This is a genomic window from Fulvivirga maritima, assembly GCF_021389955.1.
In the GTDB taxonomy this organism is placed as follows: domain Bacteria; phylum Bacteroidota; class Bacteroidia; order Cytophagales; family Cyclobacteriaceae; genus Fulvivirga; species Fulvivirga maritima.
Window position 1 is genome coordinate 5263984 of the sequence record NZ_CP089980.1, and the last position, 15454, is coordinate 5279437.

Here is a 15454-nt window from a genome sequence, read left to right on the forward strand (position 1 = left end):
GTTTAGTTATAAGGCTTAAGTCATTAAGAATTGATATTAAATGGTTTTTCAATCAGCTGAGCTTTTATGGGGCCTCCTTCGAAACAAGGCTTTTCTGAGGCGCCTGCATTTTTCCAGTTAGTAGGAACTTGCTTTACCCCAATAGCATATATCTGCGCACCGTCTTTCGTTATTTTTATCCGGAGAAAGTTTTTATAGCCTTCCCACCGGAAAGATGAAAAGGCCTCTGTAGGATGATTTTTGATTATGAGTGTACTGAATAATAGATACTTACCGAAAATAAAAGCACTGATAAGCCCAACTCCTAGTATCATTAAAATGCAAAACAAGGTATACATCACTCCTGTAGTGTCAGGCCAATAAATCTGGGTTAGATAAGCATATAGCCATACTACGGCATAAAAATGAAGCACCTGAACCAGACCATGAATAAAGCCCACCACCATATTCAATGAGCCTTTGCCAGTAGCGGTATCAGTAAAAAAGGTAAGACCAAGCAGTAATATGAGATTGATAATTACTACCGGAGGATTATATGCCAACTGACTTAAAAACAATTCCGATATCTCAGACATGCCGCCTGCCATACCTAGCTTATTAACCAAATCAGTACCGTAATGTCCAAAAGAAAGTAGAAGCCAAAACGTAAGAAAATGAAGTACACTAAATAGAGCAACCATGTGAGGACTATAGAAAGGAAAAGCCAGATTCCACCAGGCCAGTCTTTTAGATTGCTTCTTAGATGGAAATGGCTCACTGATCAATTTTCTAGTCACCTCCTGATCTTCATAATCTTTTAAAAAGTGTGTAGGGTGCGTAAAAGCCCCGCCACCGCCAGCGGTAATCAAATGACATAGCTGACCACTCACCTTTTCCTCTTCCAAATAATGAGAGTAATGATGCATGTCACCCGTGAGAATGGCCACTACTTTTACATCATCAGGTTGTCTACCATAGTACTTCTTTGATTTCCCAAAAATGACCGTATCAATAAAAAACCGCATACGATCATCTGAAGTGTTTTTCATAGACCAGGCCTTGTAAACCCATGAAGGCTCCGCAGTGCAGAGAATTATTTTATCTCCTTTCTTCACTTCTTCTTCAGAAATCTTGCAAAAGTATTTAAGCTGCGGCTCATCAATATCTGCATGTAGCTGAATATCAACAGCAAACACCCAATAATTAAAAGGCAGCTTTAAGGCAAAATAACTTCTCTTCTGATGGGTTTTCCAGTTACCAATACTCCTGTCCTGACAGAAAACTTTCATGAAATTAGTGAGTCCATCATACCAATCATGATTACCGGGAATGACATAGAGATCTGTTTTAATGGCTTCATTCCATGGGAAAGCAGCGAAATAAGGCCCTTTCAACCGGTTGTCATATTCATGCTTCTCAGGTGTGGGATACACCTCATCTCCGCCCATTATTAATACACTGCCTCTTTTGGTTTTGAAATTATGAACCTCAAGTTCTTCCTGCGCCATAAGGTGAGCCATGCTGTAGGTAGGGTTAAATCCATCACCAAGGTCTGAGATATAATCTAGCCAAAACTCCTCTTTATCATGAGCAGAATAATCAAACAGCTTTTCATCACGCGCTGATGCAGCCTGAAACTCTCTTTTATCGGCGAAATTGCCAAATACTCCAGAAATCAGAGTTTTTACTCCTGTAGAAGCTAACTGTTTCAGGTCATACCAATTGACCATAGGCTTTTTTGAAAATTTCATACGCGTAATAGTTGATTTAACATCTTGTACTTTGTCTTTAATGAGCCATGCCTTCCATCAGCAGTTAGCACATTCATTCTTAAGCAGTTTTTAAGTCTATGACTAATTGACTGTTTTAATTCGCCCTCATAGCACTTCTGTTCATTTGCCAGTTTGATCTCAGCCGTTTTAAAAGCGAGCCCAATGAGAGGATCAATGGAGCTTATGACAGGCAATTTAATGGTGAAATTATGCTGGACTGAATGGATATATAACAGCGCCTCAGTTACTAAAAAAAGGCCTTCATTTTCCAATTTAAGATTGGTTGACGTGTTGAAGAGCGGGTATTCTTCCTCTTCTAATTTTATGCTTGCGAAAAGGGTAATTATAGTTTCGGCTTCATTAATAATTGAATATCGATAATAACAGAACAATTGGATGTCCTGCCTATCATTTTCCCTCTCAATGGCACCTTGAAAAACACAGTGGATATGTAACCGATCGCCTGGTTCTCTCATCTTGGTCGCGGCTGCATCCATCGGTACACCCTCTGATTTTATATTTCCAAGGTAGTTCTTAGCATCAGCATAGCCCATATTAATTAGTGACCGGGTATCTATTTTATTGAAGAACAGATCCGGATCTAACGGCAATGGATAATCTGGTTTAATTACATGTAGTGATAGGTTGAGTTGTGGATCAAATTTCATCTGTTCAAACTCCTGAAGAAGGGCTCCTCCAGCACTCATTTCAATCATATGAACATACTGATTAAAAGCACCATCCAAGTAATTATGGTTATTCCCTATGGCCCAAACCAACCATATCTCGGCTACACCTTTACTACTGGCATCTATCAGGTTAGCATCTTTGATCCAAACCGCATCTGTATACCATTCATTTTTAATTTTTAGAGCAGGCATGAGTATGGGTAATGAAACACCAGCCAAAAGATGATCTTCCATGACTTTCTCATTAGGAATAGGCTCTATAGCTTTATTAGAGAAATTACAGATATTGAAAGTGTATGAATCAGTATTTCGGTTAATCCTATCTACAGCAATACCCATATGCCGAAAAACCTTATGCTTAATATTATCGGTATCAGCATAACCTTTCATTCTAAATGGATGCAGATAATTTTTAAATTTTCTTAGCGAGCTAAACCACATCACATTCAAGCTTCTCCACCTTTCGGCAATGCTTCTAACTTTAACCCCGGAAGCGAGCATAGCAGTATTGAAAATACCTCCAGAAGTACCATCTACATGTTTAAATAGATAATTCCCTTCCTCCAGAGCCAATAAAACTCCTGCCTGGTAAGCAACACGCATACCACCTCCTGCCAGTACTAATGCACGATCTGCCTTATGATTAATTATGCTACTCATATTTAATATGAGTCCGTTTTAAATTGCCTTTGGTATATAAGAATATGATGATCACCCCTAATAGCTCATAAGTCATAAAAAAGAGGAATAATCTTCCTGGAATTCCATCAAATAAAATGGCTATAAACCTAGCAACTACACCTGAAAGCATAATTCCCAGAAAAAGACGATTGAAGAGCTTGTGTTTAAATATCTGTTCAAAAAATATGATTGAGAAAATTCCATATCCCAACTCCAAAGCCCTTAAAAATCTATACTGACTAAGAAGATCTGTTCTTTGATTTTCTGGTATCTGCCAAAGATTAAAGTCAAATAAAAAGCGAAAATCATAATAGGGATTAATAAATGCACCCCAAAAGCCAGCCACAACCACCAGCCCTACATAGGTATAAAACAAAAAATAGCTAAGCCCTTTCATCTTATTTTTTTGTAATAGTATAAAAAGAGTATACCTGAAAAGAGATCAAAAAGAGCCACGCTTAGAGCCAACCATGAAAATATGCCTATAGTTATGCCTATTCCTACCCCAAGGAAAGCTCCCAACTTCTGTAAAGCAGCCCATAACACGGCTATTGTACCAGATTCTTCACTATAAATAGTGTGAAGCATCAATCCGCCAAACAAAAACATAAACATGCCCACAATCCTGAAAAAGTGAGCTGAAGCAGCAGTGATATCTGCTTCTATTAGGTTCATTATAACGGCGGGAGCTATCATTTGAAATAGACCAGAAGCAAGAGTCGCCAGAGATATTAATACTATTAAAATATTGAGCCATTTATTCATCTTCTAAGAATTTTCAGGTCTACTTTAAGGTAATAAATCATCATAGTTAGCCACTGTAAGGTCCATAGACATACTCTTATAACATTGAGTCGCATCCATTTATTAAGTGTTGTCTTTAACTCTTCAGGATTAGTAATATGAGAGGCCATTTTTTCATTGTACTCAAATATGAATTGTGTAGTGAGTAAGGTGGCCACAACAACCAATAGTAATACAACTATTGGATACCACTTACGAGCAGACCGCCATTCGGAAATAATGAAGACCAAGCAGCAGACCATCATTACGATGGTCATATAGGTGAAAAACTCCGTTGCAGCTTGTACCTGAGGTACAAACTGATTATAATAATTATCTGTAGTTAAACTTGGAGCTATTGGAAATGAAAATAATACAAGAGACCAGCCAGTACCAAAATACATGGAAACACATGCCATTAGCAAGAATCGATTGAATGCATAAATCATTTTCATATCCCAAATTTTTGATAATCAGTTACTGATGGTGCTTCCAACCACTCCTCACTTAGCCCCAAGTCGTAAACGCTTTCAAAACCTTCCGGCATTTTCTCTGGTGGCGTATCATATGTCATAAACCAGCAATCAAAGTGGTCATCCAATACCCCATTGGCTTTAGGCATGTACATGGTAAAGAAAGGATCAGGATTGATGTCAATATCTTTGAGAAATGATACATTAGGATGATCCCCGATGTAGAGACGCCCCTTAGCCTTTTTGAAAAGATTGATGCCTGCCTTACTTTCAAAATAGATGTAAGAGGCCATAAGCATATTTCTATATCTACAATAGTTGGTGGTGCCTATTTTGAGTTTAAAAGAGGGGCTTTTAGGCTTGTCAATTTCCACTCTAAAGGCAAATTGTCCATCTTTTTCATACTGACTACTCACCATATTGGCCTCATCTTTAAAGTCCAGATTAGCCTGGTGTTTAGGCATTCCCCAAATGCCCTTCCCTCCTTTTACTGACACCTCTGAGCTTACTGGTAAATCCAGGATATATTGACCTGTGCCATAAGTCTTCATCATAGCTACATTCAGCAATCTGGGAGCAGGTTTGCTGCCGTGAGTGCAACCAATAGCAATAATATATTCTATGTATTTGCCAATACTGGTGTGCAAATAGTTGATCACCGTGATAAGCAGCACGGCTTTACCATTAGGCAGTTTTAAAGCATGCACTTCATTGCCAGGCAGTAAGGCATTGGCTTTTTCCCAGTCGCAGGAAAACCCGGCCATCAGTGCAGGAGAATCTTTAGCGAAAATGGGCATGGTATAAGGTATTCCATCTACCAGCGCATATCTGTTTTTATATTTCTTAATTCTTTTTGGAGGCATACTACTGAGCGTTTAGTTCTTTAAACATGAGAGGAAAAACATCTTTATGGGCATTCTTACCAAAGAAGACATCCAGATGACTGTATTCATCTAGCACATACAGGCTATGCTTGCCAGGGTTAACTTTATTCAGGTAGTTATAGGTATTCAACTGACTATCAGAACAGAAGCATTTATTTTTAGCGCCCGCAAAAAGTATAATACGAGCATCAGTATTTAGTTTTGAAGGCGCATAAGAAGTAGTTTCATCATTATTAGACACCAGATGTCCAGCTCGCATACAACGCCTCATATGGTGAAAGAATGAGAGCGGTACAGCGGCAAACTCTTCCTTTATCCAGTTTTTGGTGGCATCATTTAGGTTCTCTAACTCCCACAAAGCAGGCCAGCCAGCACCATAGACAAAACTCACAAATTTGCCTACCATGGTATCATTTTCTCTATGGAAAGTCTTTACAATTAGCTTCAATAATTTTGTTTTCGCATCAGGAGCATGCTTTCCCCACTGGGGGTTTAGGTAAGTAAAGAATGGACTCACTGCGGGCACATATACATTCATTTTAAAGACCGAATATTTAGGCACTACGGGGTGAAGAGATACTGCATTACTCACTATCACTGTAACTTCAGGTATTAGGCCCAAAACCGCCGAAATCATGAAGCTGGTACTGCCCTGGCAATGGATTATGGCCTTAATGGTTTTACTTCCTGTGAGTTCTACTATCTTTTGCACTGCAGCCGGATGATCATTTATAGCTGCCTGATCCAAGTCCCATTCACTTGCAGGTAGGTCAATGCTCGCACGCCAGTTTTCAAGCCACACATCATAGCCCTGAGCCAAAGCATATTGGATGATGTTAGTAGTAGTGGGAGAATTAAAGATATTAGCTCTTACACCTGCACCGTGTACCAATAAAAGAGGGCCTTTATCAGGAACTTGATCAGAAATGGCATGAAGCAGGTTACAACACATGCCATCACGAGAGGTGAAAGGTAGCGTCTCCAATCTCATAAAGCTGGTTCAGGTTGTTAAAAAATCTATTTAATTATAATAATAACAGGTTATATATAATAATAACAGGGTATTTTTCCCCATAATGGCATTGGGGTACTTTAACATTATCTAAGTCCGTAAATCCTTAGGGTATAGATAATTATTAATCGTATTCATTACATGCCAATGGTCACACCCCTGACTATTGACGGTTTTACTCATTGATTATCATGGTTCACATTGCCATATGCTTTGATACTCCTTTAGAGTCATTAAACTGCCTAAAGACACCCCATTTTGATTTATAGGCACTTCATAACCTACTTTATTATCATCACTGTCGACAATCCATGTGTAAGGCAATTTTTCTACCCTTTCGGGAAGTTTAGTAGAGTCATTTGCTAAAGATGTATCATAGCCATAATAGCTTTGCGTATGATCAAGAATATAGTTATAAGAATTTTTGATTTTAGCCTGATCACATACGTTGTATAAGCTATCATCAGTGAATTGAGAATAGTACCGGCTATATTCTACTATTCTTAATGAATCAGTTATTTGATCATAAATACCATCTTTAGTGATCTCATATTGCAGGGCCAATTCAGGGGACCAGGTTTCGAAAGTAGTTTGATCAATGACTATTTTTGGCTTTGGGTATAACTTATTTCGTCCTGTAATATGATTTAGGAATTCACGCTTCGCCTTTTCCATGTTTTCAGATTGTACTCCTGAAATCTCTTTCTTCCTGAACAAATGATGGATAAGTATCAGTTCTTCACCAGTTAAAACGGAGTCGGCCAGAATGTTATTAGCAGTATATTCCAGTTCATTATCATAAAACTCTACGCTAACCACATCATCATCCAAAATCAAACTAAAAAAGGCCTTTAATGACACTTTAGCATTCTCCAGCGCCTTAGTAAGAATTTCTCTCTCATTAGCCTTGCGCACCAACTCATCAAGACAACGCTGTTTTACCATTTGCACTACTTTATAATCGCGCTTCACCTTTCGTTCTACTATTAAAAATTCGAAGCCCTCTACTCCTTTTTCAGGAATAAACCACGGATTAATAGTTGCTGAAATAATTTGTGGCTGCAGCCCAATGACATAAAGCCGCTTAGTTTCACTGATATATCTAAAGTTATCGTTATTAAAATCGACAAAGTTAAAACCAGCCTTTACCCAGCCACGCCCTAACATGACCAGATTAGTATTTCTCCGCTTGGTTTTGCCTTCCTTTTTTAATTCCACATCATAGGTAGCAATTAGATTATCAATAAAATTGGCTTTCTTTAAAGCATTATATGATTCCTCATTCTTATCTGTAATTAGTTCTTTGATCAGCTTTTTATGTCTCCTACTACTAAGCTGATCATCTAAATGCTTTGATTTATATTGCTTGCCCGTTAACCTTCGATATACATAATTAATATAAACCTCATACTGCTGAGATGACAGCAAACTATCGCCCATGCTTTCTACAAATTCATCATAAGCTTTTGTTCTTCTAAACGCATCCGTTGAATAAGCATTTTTTAACCATTGGATAGTCGTTACAAAATCAGCATGAAGCTCAGATATCTCAGAAGTCATTTGCTCAATTTCTTCCGTATATAGCTCATTTAATTCATGTACATATGAACTCACCACTTCACCATAATACTCTGCGGTAATAAGCTCTCCAATGTCTTTGATACTCTGCACATCTACCGGCGTATTTTTTAGTTTAGGCTTAGCCTCCATGAGATTAAAAGGATCTAAATAAGCGAACAATACCACTGCAGCTATCACTATAATAATCTGTATTACAAATGGTATGGCCTTGATTATATTAGTAATAAACATCACTTTGGGTCCTCCATTATGATAGGTTGAAAAAGCGCTTCTGTAGGAGAAAATTCTATAAACACAGCCTCATAACCCAGATTTTTGAGCAAGCTTTGAAATAATGTTCGAGTTCTGTTTTGGGTTGCCTCAATGATGCCTGTATACTGAAGTTGATTTCTAATATCCACTTCCGCTTGGCGGTAAAACTCTTCATAATCAAGTATATCGAACCGATTTACCCATGAATCTCTCAAAATGGTGCTGTCTATTTCAAATTTTTGAAAAGGGTAAGAGAAATCAAGCACCTCTACGGGTGGAAGATGAATGGATATTTCCTTTTCATTAATTTCAATATCATCCTTTGTAAGCTTATTAAGGTCAATACCTGTTTTTACGGTAGCTTCGGTATAAGCCACAAAATTGGCTTCATTGAGTTTTATAAGGCCTAGTAACCTTTTGGTTTTGGTGCCTACCACTGTTTTATCAATCACCGTTTCTGTAGTAGCCAATTTAGAGGCCGCCTGTATCTTACTGATTACCAGTGTCCTTTTGTCTTGCTTACAGCTGTATATTGTAAGCGAAATCATTAATATGGAAATGAACCTGCTCATAAGCTTAACCTACAGCTCCTGATTTGTTAAAGTCATTATCATCAGGTAATGGCTCATTTTCGGTATCTGCCATATCATCATTCAAAATATGCCTGGCCGTTGACCCTTCGGTGCTGGCTGGTTCAGGTGGTGGAGCTATCTGCTGCGAAGGGTTGTTGCTATCCGCACTTTTTACGGTGTTAGACCCATCATTAAGGTACTGTAATGACTTATTACCAAAATAGAAGGCAATCATCATCAAAAAGGCCGTTTTAAAGAATTCAAAAACATCTATAAACAGCATATTAACAGGCATTCTATCTTCCATACCAAGAGAAGCCATAAGCATGCTCAGGGCACCTACGGCAAGTGTAAGCGCTAGAGTACCCCGCACGGTGCCTTCAGGCAGCCCCAGTGTTTGATCTTTATGAGGGTTTTCATTGACAACCTCTGTCTCCAGGCCTAACTCCTGCTGTCTTCTGATTCGGGCCCAGTCTTCATTCGTTAAACCAAAATTGATATTGTAGTGATAAACCGCCCAGCTATAATAACCGATCACCACACCCAGCCATAATAAAACAAGATCCATGGCCATAACACTGAAAATATCGATCTCATCGTCTTTTTTAGGGTATTGGAAAAAGGTAACATAAACCATTAAGCCTAATAGTATCAATTCTACCAAGCCTATACCGAATAGCAACAGCCGATTCAGTTTACTGATTGACGCTCGTGCTTCTTTAACAGAAATATCGTTTTGAATAGATTCCATAAATTTTACGCGGTTAGGTGGGCAAACCAGTTTTCATCCTTTATAACCAACCTCACCTGAATGCCTTGTTCTATATTAGATTTTAGATATAAATAGAGTCTTTTAAATGTTTCTCTTGAATTGCTTAGATAAGTGCTTTTGGATGATACGCTCAGACTATCAGACACCAGAATGCAGCCACTGGTATCTTTGTGCGTACCACCGTTATGAATATATATTCCGGTAAACTGAGGCACGTTTTGAACTTCCAGATGGTAATCAAACCAATCAGGAAACCGATCTCTATACTTTTTAGTAAGGTTGGTTTCTAACCTTCTGAAAGCAACTTGATAAGTGCCTGCAGGAATGCGGGTTTGGTTGGCAATTTTTTTACTTCTAAAAGTATCTTCTAAGGTATAACAATAGTACTGGCCATTGAGGTAAAGTAAACCTACCGTGGTTTCCTTATCATCAGAATATCGGAGCAAAGTGATGGTAAGTCCTTGAAAATCATCTTCAACAATTCCTTTAATGACTTTATAATCTAATGGCTTATTACTAACGGACTTCTTACCATTTACCCTTTCCTTTCCTATATTTAACAATTTGGATGTCAATTCTTTAACTACTCCTATTAAACCTATAATCCAAAGCCAGATGTCTTCAAAAACATCAGGATTCTTAATAAAATAGATGATAGCCAGAGTTACAAGCGCTATGGTTATTAATAGGCCAAGCTTTTTCATGGCTAGATTATTTTTTAATCTCAATAAAATCCTTGCTCACCCACCCTTCAATAGAAGTTTTCACCTTGTACCAATCACCACTTTCTTCTAAAATCTCTACTTCGGTGTTCCTTATTAAAGGCTGTGCCACCTTATCAAAATTGGTACCAGCTCCAGCTCGGATATTCAGCATGCTGGCACTCACCACGCCAGATTCACCTTCATCAGAGCGATTTTTGAGTACATCATTTCTTAATTGTCTGATGTCAAACGCAGGTCCTGGGTCCTGCTTTCTATCCGGAGCGATCTCATCATGGCCTAATATTTCTTTTATTCCATAAAGCTCATACAATAGCTGACAAATTTCTGTCACAGTTTCTATCTGGCTATCAGTGAATCTTTCCCAATATTGGTAATGCACGTTAGGGTTAAAATGCGGACATTGAACAATCTGATCTTGAGTAAATGACTTTCCCAGCTTATGTCTACTGAAAGTGCCATCTTCCATTTTATTAAGCCAGCCTACATTATCTATTTCAATACCAATAGAATAGCTATTATATCCACTTCTACCATTATATTGACTCTTTCCTGCATGCCAGGTGCGAAAGTTAAAATTAGATAGCTGTACTATCTCGCCTTGTTTGCCTATTACCAAATGTGCTGAAGCATTACCTTTTTCATATTTAGTGGTAAGCACCTTAACCGCTCCTTCTACAGAAGTCATGGCTGTGTAGTGAATTACTATAGCATCAGGAAGACCTGAAGAGGTTCTAAAAGGAGGATTATAGTAATTAGGTGTTGGCTGATATGTGACCTTTTCTCCTTGAAGCTGATGGTCAATTATTTTCATATTCATTTTTAGGTTTAGATGATCTTTTTAAGTGTTAATAATCCACAACTCTCTTGGTAAAAGCGTTTGAAAATACTTTACTCGGGTTAAACTTCTTTATTATTTCCATAAATAGGCCATATTTTGGATAAAGTCTTTCTGTATCTGTTTTGTCCATCTGAAAGTTAAGCTTACCCCAATGTAGCCTGGCACCTCGTTTCAGTGCGAACTTTTGAATCTTATTTAGCAGCACTTCTCTACCATAAATGTGTTTCAAAACAGGAGTATCGATATAACAAACATCATAACCCTGCTCTGCTGTGAGCAAGGCCTCTGAAGCTTTCACAAATCGAAGACCTAAGGGAGAGGTAATATGCACCTGAAACTGATCATGTAAGTAAACCAAATAAGTGATGAGTTCATCAATAAAATTCAGGTACTTACCATCGTTATCCATTCTAATTACTATTTCACAATCATAGGCACGCTCCTTCACGTAATCTAACCCCTGATACATGACTTTATGTCCTTTGTTAATATATGACTCATCTTTTTGCGACTTAATCGCGGTATCTACAAAACGAGGCACATAATCAGGATACTTGTTAATGCGCCAGATCATGATGTAAACAAAGTAAGGAAATACACTAGCCAGCACATAAGATAGTGATCTGGTCATCCGCTTGATATTATCTCCTATTTTATGTTTCACTTTTTGCATGAACAAGCTTTTGTCTGTATGCATAAAGCGCTCATGGGTAAGCACCAAAGCCTTGTTAGGCTTGTCTTTTACCTGATAAGGGTTAATCTGCACCAGTACACTTTGAAACCCCACGAATATCTTCTTATTTTTTAATTCAGGCTTCACCTGATCCCAGGTAGTTACTTTTCGGCATTCATTGAGGTAATACATCGGCTCTACTTCCATTACATAAGAATAGATCACTCCCATAAGCCCAAAGCAAACTACGGCGGCATTAAAAATATCATCATTAAGTATGAGCTCCGGCCCAGCATAGTGCTCTGCATCAGTAACCGGATTACTGGCTGGCTCTATCCGGTAAGTCTTTACTTTACAACTATTTTTCTGATCATGAGTTACCACTACAATGGATTTCACCATTTTAGACATGCCGCCCAATAAATGAGAGCTCCCATGCGTACCTGTTGATATGGCTCCTGCAATACTTTGATGGTCTATACCACCCATAGTAGGAATACACAGATTAAGGTTTTCAAGCTTTTCATTTAGATCATGTAGCTTGTGATGCCTCCTTGTACTTCTATATAATTAGGATTCCCAGCGTAGGGATAAGTTTCTACTTTATTGAGATGATCAGTACTGACTAAAATGCCCTGAGATTCTGGCGCGGTAGAAAATGAATGCCCAGCCCCTACTGCCCTTACCGGAATATCCTCTGTTATTCCTTTTTGAACCATGTCTTCTAACTCCTCGAGACTCTTAGGCTCCAGAAAAAGTAAAGGCTCAACTTTTAAAGTTTTGGTGCTGTTCTGCCATACAGGCCGACCGAAAAACAGCCTTTTGTTCTTGAGATGTTTTTTTGACATAGGTGGTAGTTTTTTGATCAAGAGCATGGTCTGAAGCCAGCTATTGAAAGGTTTAGTCTATGCATTATAACCAATAGAACGTATAATTTACCACATATAACTAGTAAAAACCAACATTAACAGATGGGTATTTTTCCCCATTTTAACTGTTGGTTACTACCTGATCATACAAAAAAGATTACGTTATAAACTTATTAAATGTGATAATAGATTAATCCACCTCAGCTCCTTGTAATACTGGAGTGACTTATTTCTATTTGCCGCAATATAAGCTTCTTGAAAGGTGTGTTTAGTGAGAGAAATCTGGTTTACTCGCCAGTAACTGTAACACTTCTGAAGTAGCCAGATGCTTAGAACTCTTCTTATAAAACCGTACTTCTTGGGTGCCATTCGGTAATAAAGTTATAAGTCCTTTATTGGTCAGCTCGGCCTGTAGATTTAAATAATAATCAGTGAGTGTATTCAGCTTTTCACTATTATCCATTGTTCTTCTTATGTGTTTCCAATCATAACGAAGTTAAACAATAGAAATTGAATGACTGAGAAGAAACCTTTATATTATCTGGTGATTCTCAGTCATTTATTACCTTTCAATTTTATTATAAAGAGGGTTTCACCACAAAAAACTGTCCGTTAGCTCCACCTTCACCAAGCACATTACCGCGTGTTTTATTATCATTATTAAAATAGTATAATGGGTTTCCTTTAAATGTTACCTGGTAGCCCAGTTCATCTTCTCTTTGGAAAGAATCAAAATCATTTGCACTTAATATAGAAGGCAATATCATGTCTTCTGTATTGAATGGAGGCCAGGCTTCTGCACAACCACCTGAGCAGTTACTTACATTTGCCTCATCATTAGTGAAGTCATACAAGCTAACACCTAAGCCATCTACAATATATGCGGTCTGATCGTCTCCTCCATTGATTGTTTGTCTGCCCAGCATAATAGTATAGTCTGGTTTAGCCACAAAGAAAGCTCCTCCTTTCCCGTCACCCTGGATGTCTCCAGTTGGTTCCAAAACCCCGTCACCTTCCGGTGAAAAATAATATAGTGGCCAGCCTTTAACCCTGATTATGCATTAGAAAACTAAAAGTTTAGAAAATCCTTCGATAATTGTGTAAAAAGATCGATTTTGATGAGGTATAAAAATCACCAGAATGGTTACTCAAAATATAGGGTCTTTACCCATTGAATATTCCTCCAAGCCAGTGACACCCTTTGGAGGGATGAGTTTAATGAAACGATTTATCGATCAGGTAGGGATACGAGAAAAATTAGCCGAACTGGCACTTCCATCTCCTGGTTCTAACCGAGGGTATGACCCCAAGCAAATCGTAGAGAGTTTTTGGCTGAGTATCTGGACAGGGGCTAGTAGATACATCCATTGTGACTGGTTGAGATATGATACTGTTTTACAGTCAATTTTTGGATGGGATGGTATGCCTAGCCAAAGTACCTACAGTCGTTTTTTTGGAAAATTCTCTCAATCCCTAAACAACGAAGTATTTCCAGAGCTTCAACAATGGTTCTTTGACCAGCTCCGTTTAGGAGCACTCACCATTGATTTTGATAGTACTGTGATCACTCGATATGGAGATCAACAAGGGAGTAGTAAAGGTTATAACCCCAACAAAAGAGGGAGAAATTCACATCACCCCTTGATGGCCTTTGTGAGTCAAACCAGAATGGTGGCCAATGCATGGCTCAGGCCAGGCAACACAGCGGCCAGTAGTAGTTGCAGGGAGTTCATGGAAGAAACCTTTAAGCACGCCTTGGCAGGACAAAAAGTAGGTCTGGTAAGGGCCGATAGTGGTTTTTACAACGAAGAAATCATGTCATATCTAGATGAAGAACTCCTCAATTACATTATGGCTGTACGCATGTACCCCAATGTAAAAAGCGAAGTTTGGGGGCTTAAAGATTGGGTCAAACTGGCAAAGGGAATAGAGCTGAACGAGATGGTTTTCAGTCATGAAAACGGTAAGCCAAGACGATACATTATTGTAAAAAAGCAAGTTGACATCAGGCCACATGCAGGAGGCAAGGAACTTTTTGAAGATCAGCCTGGCTATCGATATAGTTGCTATGTGACCAATATGGATTTACCTCTGGATCAGATTTGGAACATGTACAACACCCGCGCCGATTGTGAGAACAGAATTAAGGAATTGAAACAAGATTTTGGGCTTGAAAATTTTTGTTTACAAGATTTTTGGGCAACAGAAGCCTCCTTTCGCTTTATCATGGTGGCTTACAATTTGATGAGTTTATTCAGGCATTTTGCGTTGAACCATCATCGAAAAGCAACCCTATCAACCCTCAGATCCTATTGCTTTGCATTAGGAGCCTGGACAGCAAACCATGCTAATAAAAAGGTTTTAAAAATCTCATTACCCTCCAAAAGAAGACCCTGGATGGAGGGAATATTCTTGAACATATCGTCTACTAGTCCTCCTTTTGATTATTCTAATGAATAATCCGGGTTTAAATGTTAGTTGTGTTTCGCCATCTTCTCTTACAATAGCCTTAAAGTCTGAAGCATATAAACCATTGGACAAAGCTAAATCACTTACTTCTCCGGATACTATAGGCCAAACATCAGCACAGCCACCGCTACAATTGCTCTCGCCCGTCACATCACCAGCAAAAAAATAGATAGTTTGACCATTCTGATTCACTAGAATATCACCAAAACTAGCGCTACTCATTACCTTGATATTAAAGGCCAACTCTTCGTCATCTAATACTTCATCGTCATCATCACTACAGGCTATAACAACCGAAAAAAGGATCATTAATAGCATGAATTTCAAATAGTTAGAATCGTTTTTCATTTTAATTAAATTAGGTTTGTTAAATTCATTTAAGTTCTCTGTAGGGTTTGCTTTTAAGCAAAGCAATACCAGAAAAGGCCTG

At 38.4% G+C, this 15454-nt stretch carries 18 protein-coding genes; 1 reads left to right on the forward strand and 17 read right to left on the reverse strand.

The window, feature by feature from the left end:
• Positions 1 to 23: 23 nt before the first annotated feature.
• From LVD15_RS22140 to LVD15_RS22215, 16 genes are all read right to left on the reverse strand, one after another.
• Entirely contained in the window at positions 24 to 1730 is a 1707-nt protein-coding gene (locus LVD15_RS22140; RefSeq protein ID WP_233777378.1) for a metallophosphoesterase, read from the reverse strand.
• Positions 1727 to 3100: a patatin-like phospholipase family protein gene (locus LVD15_RS22145; protein WP_233777379.1), complete on the reverse strand. Its 1374-nt coding sequence runs from the start codon at positions 3098 to 3100 to the stop codon at positions 1727 to 1729. The genes LVD15_RS22140 and LVD15_RS22145 overlap by 4 nt, the downstream gene beginning before the upstream one ends.
• Entirely contained in the window at positions 3093 to 3518 is a 426-nt protein-coding gene (locus LVD15_RS22150) for a DUF4345 family protein (protein ID WP_233777380.1), read from the reverse strand. Before LVD15_RS22150 ends, LVD15_RS22145 begins: the two co-directional genes overlap by 8 nt.
• Complete coding sequence (locus LVD15_RS22155) at positions 3515 to 3886, reverse strand: patatin (RefSeq protein ID WP_233777381.1); 372 nt, start codon at positions 3884 to 3886, stop codon at positions 3515 to 3517. The genes LVD15_RS22150 and LVD15_RS22155 overlap by 4 nt, the downstream gene beginning before the upstream one ends.
• A complete protein-coding gene (locus LVD15_RS22160; RefSeq protein WP_233777382.1) occupies positions 3883 to 4359 on the reverse strand; it encodes a DUF1772 domain-containing protein in 477 nt (158 codons plus the stop codon). Before LVD15_RS22160 ends, LVD15_RS22155 begins: the two co-directional genes overlap by 4 nt.
• The gene (locus LVD15_RS22165) at positions 4356 to 5240 is read right to left on the reverse strand and encodes an acetoacetate decarboxylase family protein (protein WP_233777383.1); all 885 of its coding nucleotides are present in this window, start codon (positions 5238 to 5240) and stop codon (positions 4356 to 4358) included. Before LVD15_RS22165 ends, LVD15_RS22160 begins: the two co-directional genes overlap by 4 nt.
• A 1-nt stretch (position 5241) precedes the next feature.
• Positions 5242 to 6252, reverse strand: coding sequence for an alpha/beta fold hydrolase (locus tag LVD15_RS22170; RefSeq protein ID WP_233777384.1), 1011 nt, complete (start codon positions 6250 to 6252; stop codon positions 5242 to 5244).
• 210 nt (positions 6253 to 6462) lie between these two features.
• Positions 6463 to 8085 carry a hypothetical protein gene (locus LVD15_RS22175; RefSeq protein ID WP_233777385.1) on the reverse strand — a complete coding sequence of 541 codons (1623 nt, stop codon included), beginning with the start codon at positions 8083 to 8085 and terminating at the stop codon, positions 6463 to 6465.
• Positions 8085 to 8678 (reverse strand): DUF4230 domain-containing protein, encoded by a 594-nt coding sequence (locus tag LVD15_RS22180; RefSeq protein ID WP_233777386.1) that lies wholly within the window; start codon positions 8676 to 8678, stop codon positions 8085 to 8087. Before LVD15_RS22180 ends, LVD15_RS22175 begins: the two co-directional genes overlap by 1 nt.
• Positions 8679 to 8682: 4 nt before the next feature.
• Entirely contained in the window at positions 8683 to 9429 is a 747-nt protein-coding gene (locus LVD15_RS22185; RefSeq protein WP_233777387.1) for a hypothetical protein, read from the reverse strand.
• 5 nt (positions 9430 to 9434) lie between these two features.
• Positions 9435 to 10154 carry a DUF5675 family protein gene (locus LVD15_RS22190; protein ID WP_233777388.1) on the reverse strand — a complete coding sequence of 240 codons (720 nt, stop codon included), beginning with the start codon at positions 10152 to 10154 and terminating at the stop codon, positions 9435 to 9437.
• A 7-nt stretch (positions 10155 to 10161) separates the two neighbouring features.
• The gene (locus LVD15_RS22195; protein ID WP_233777389.1) at positions 10162 to 10986 is read right to left on the reverse strand and encodes an N-acetylmuramoyl-L-alanine amidase; all 825 of its coding nucleotides are present in this window, start codon (positions 10984 to 10986) and stop codon (positions 10162 to 10164) included.
• A gap of 34 nt (positions 10987 to 11020) precedes the next feature.
• Positions 11021 to 12175: a D-arabinono-1,4-lactone oxidase gene (locus LVD15_RS22200; protein WP_233777390.1), complete on the reverse strand. Its 1155-nt coding sequence runs from the start codon at positions 12173 to 12175 to the stop codon at positions 11021 to 11023.
• Between the two features lie 38 nt (positions 12176 to 12213).
• A complete protein-coding gene (locus tag LVD15_RS22205) occupies positions 12214 to 12534 on the reverse strand; it encodes an FAD-binding protein (RefSeq protein WP_233777391.1) in 321 nt (106 codons plus the stop codon).
• A 289-nt stretch (positions 12535 to 12823) separates the two neighbouring features.
• Complete coding sequence (locus tag LVD15_RS22210) at positions 12824 to 13018, reverse strand: hypothetical protein (protein ID WP_233777392.1); 195 nt, start codon at positions 13016 to 13018, stop codon at positions 12824 to 12826.
• 115 nt (positions 13019 to 13133) lie between these two features.
• A complete protein-coding gene (locus tag LVD15_RS22215) occupies positions 13134 to 13556 on the reverse strand; it encodes a COG4315 family predicted lipoprotein (protein WP_233777393.1) in 423 nt (140 codons plus the stop codon).
• A 139-nt stretch (positions 13557 to 13695) separates the two neighbouring features.
• Between LVD15_RS22215 and LVD15_RS22220 the strand changes: the two genes are divergently transcribed.
• Positions 13696 to 15015 (forward strand): IS1380 family transposase, encoded by a 1320-nt coding sequence (locus LVD15_RS22220; protein ID WP_233776077.1) that lies wholly within the window; start codon positions 13696 to 13698, stop codon positions 15013 to 15015.
• On the opposite strand, the gene LVD15_RS22225 is transcribed toward LVD15_RS22220, so the two are convergent.
• Positions 14929 to 15372 carry a COG4315 family predicted lipoprotein gene (locus LVD15_RS22225; protein ID WP_233777394.1) on the reverse strand — a complete coding sequence of 148 codons (444 nt, stop codon included), beginning with the start codon at positions 15370 to 15372 and terminating at the stop codon, positions 14929 to 14931. The genes LVD15_RS22220 and LVD15_RS22225 overlap by 87 nt on opposite strands.
• Between the last annotated feature and the right edge of the window lie 82 nt (positions 15373 to 15454).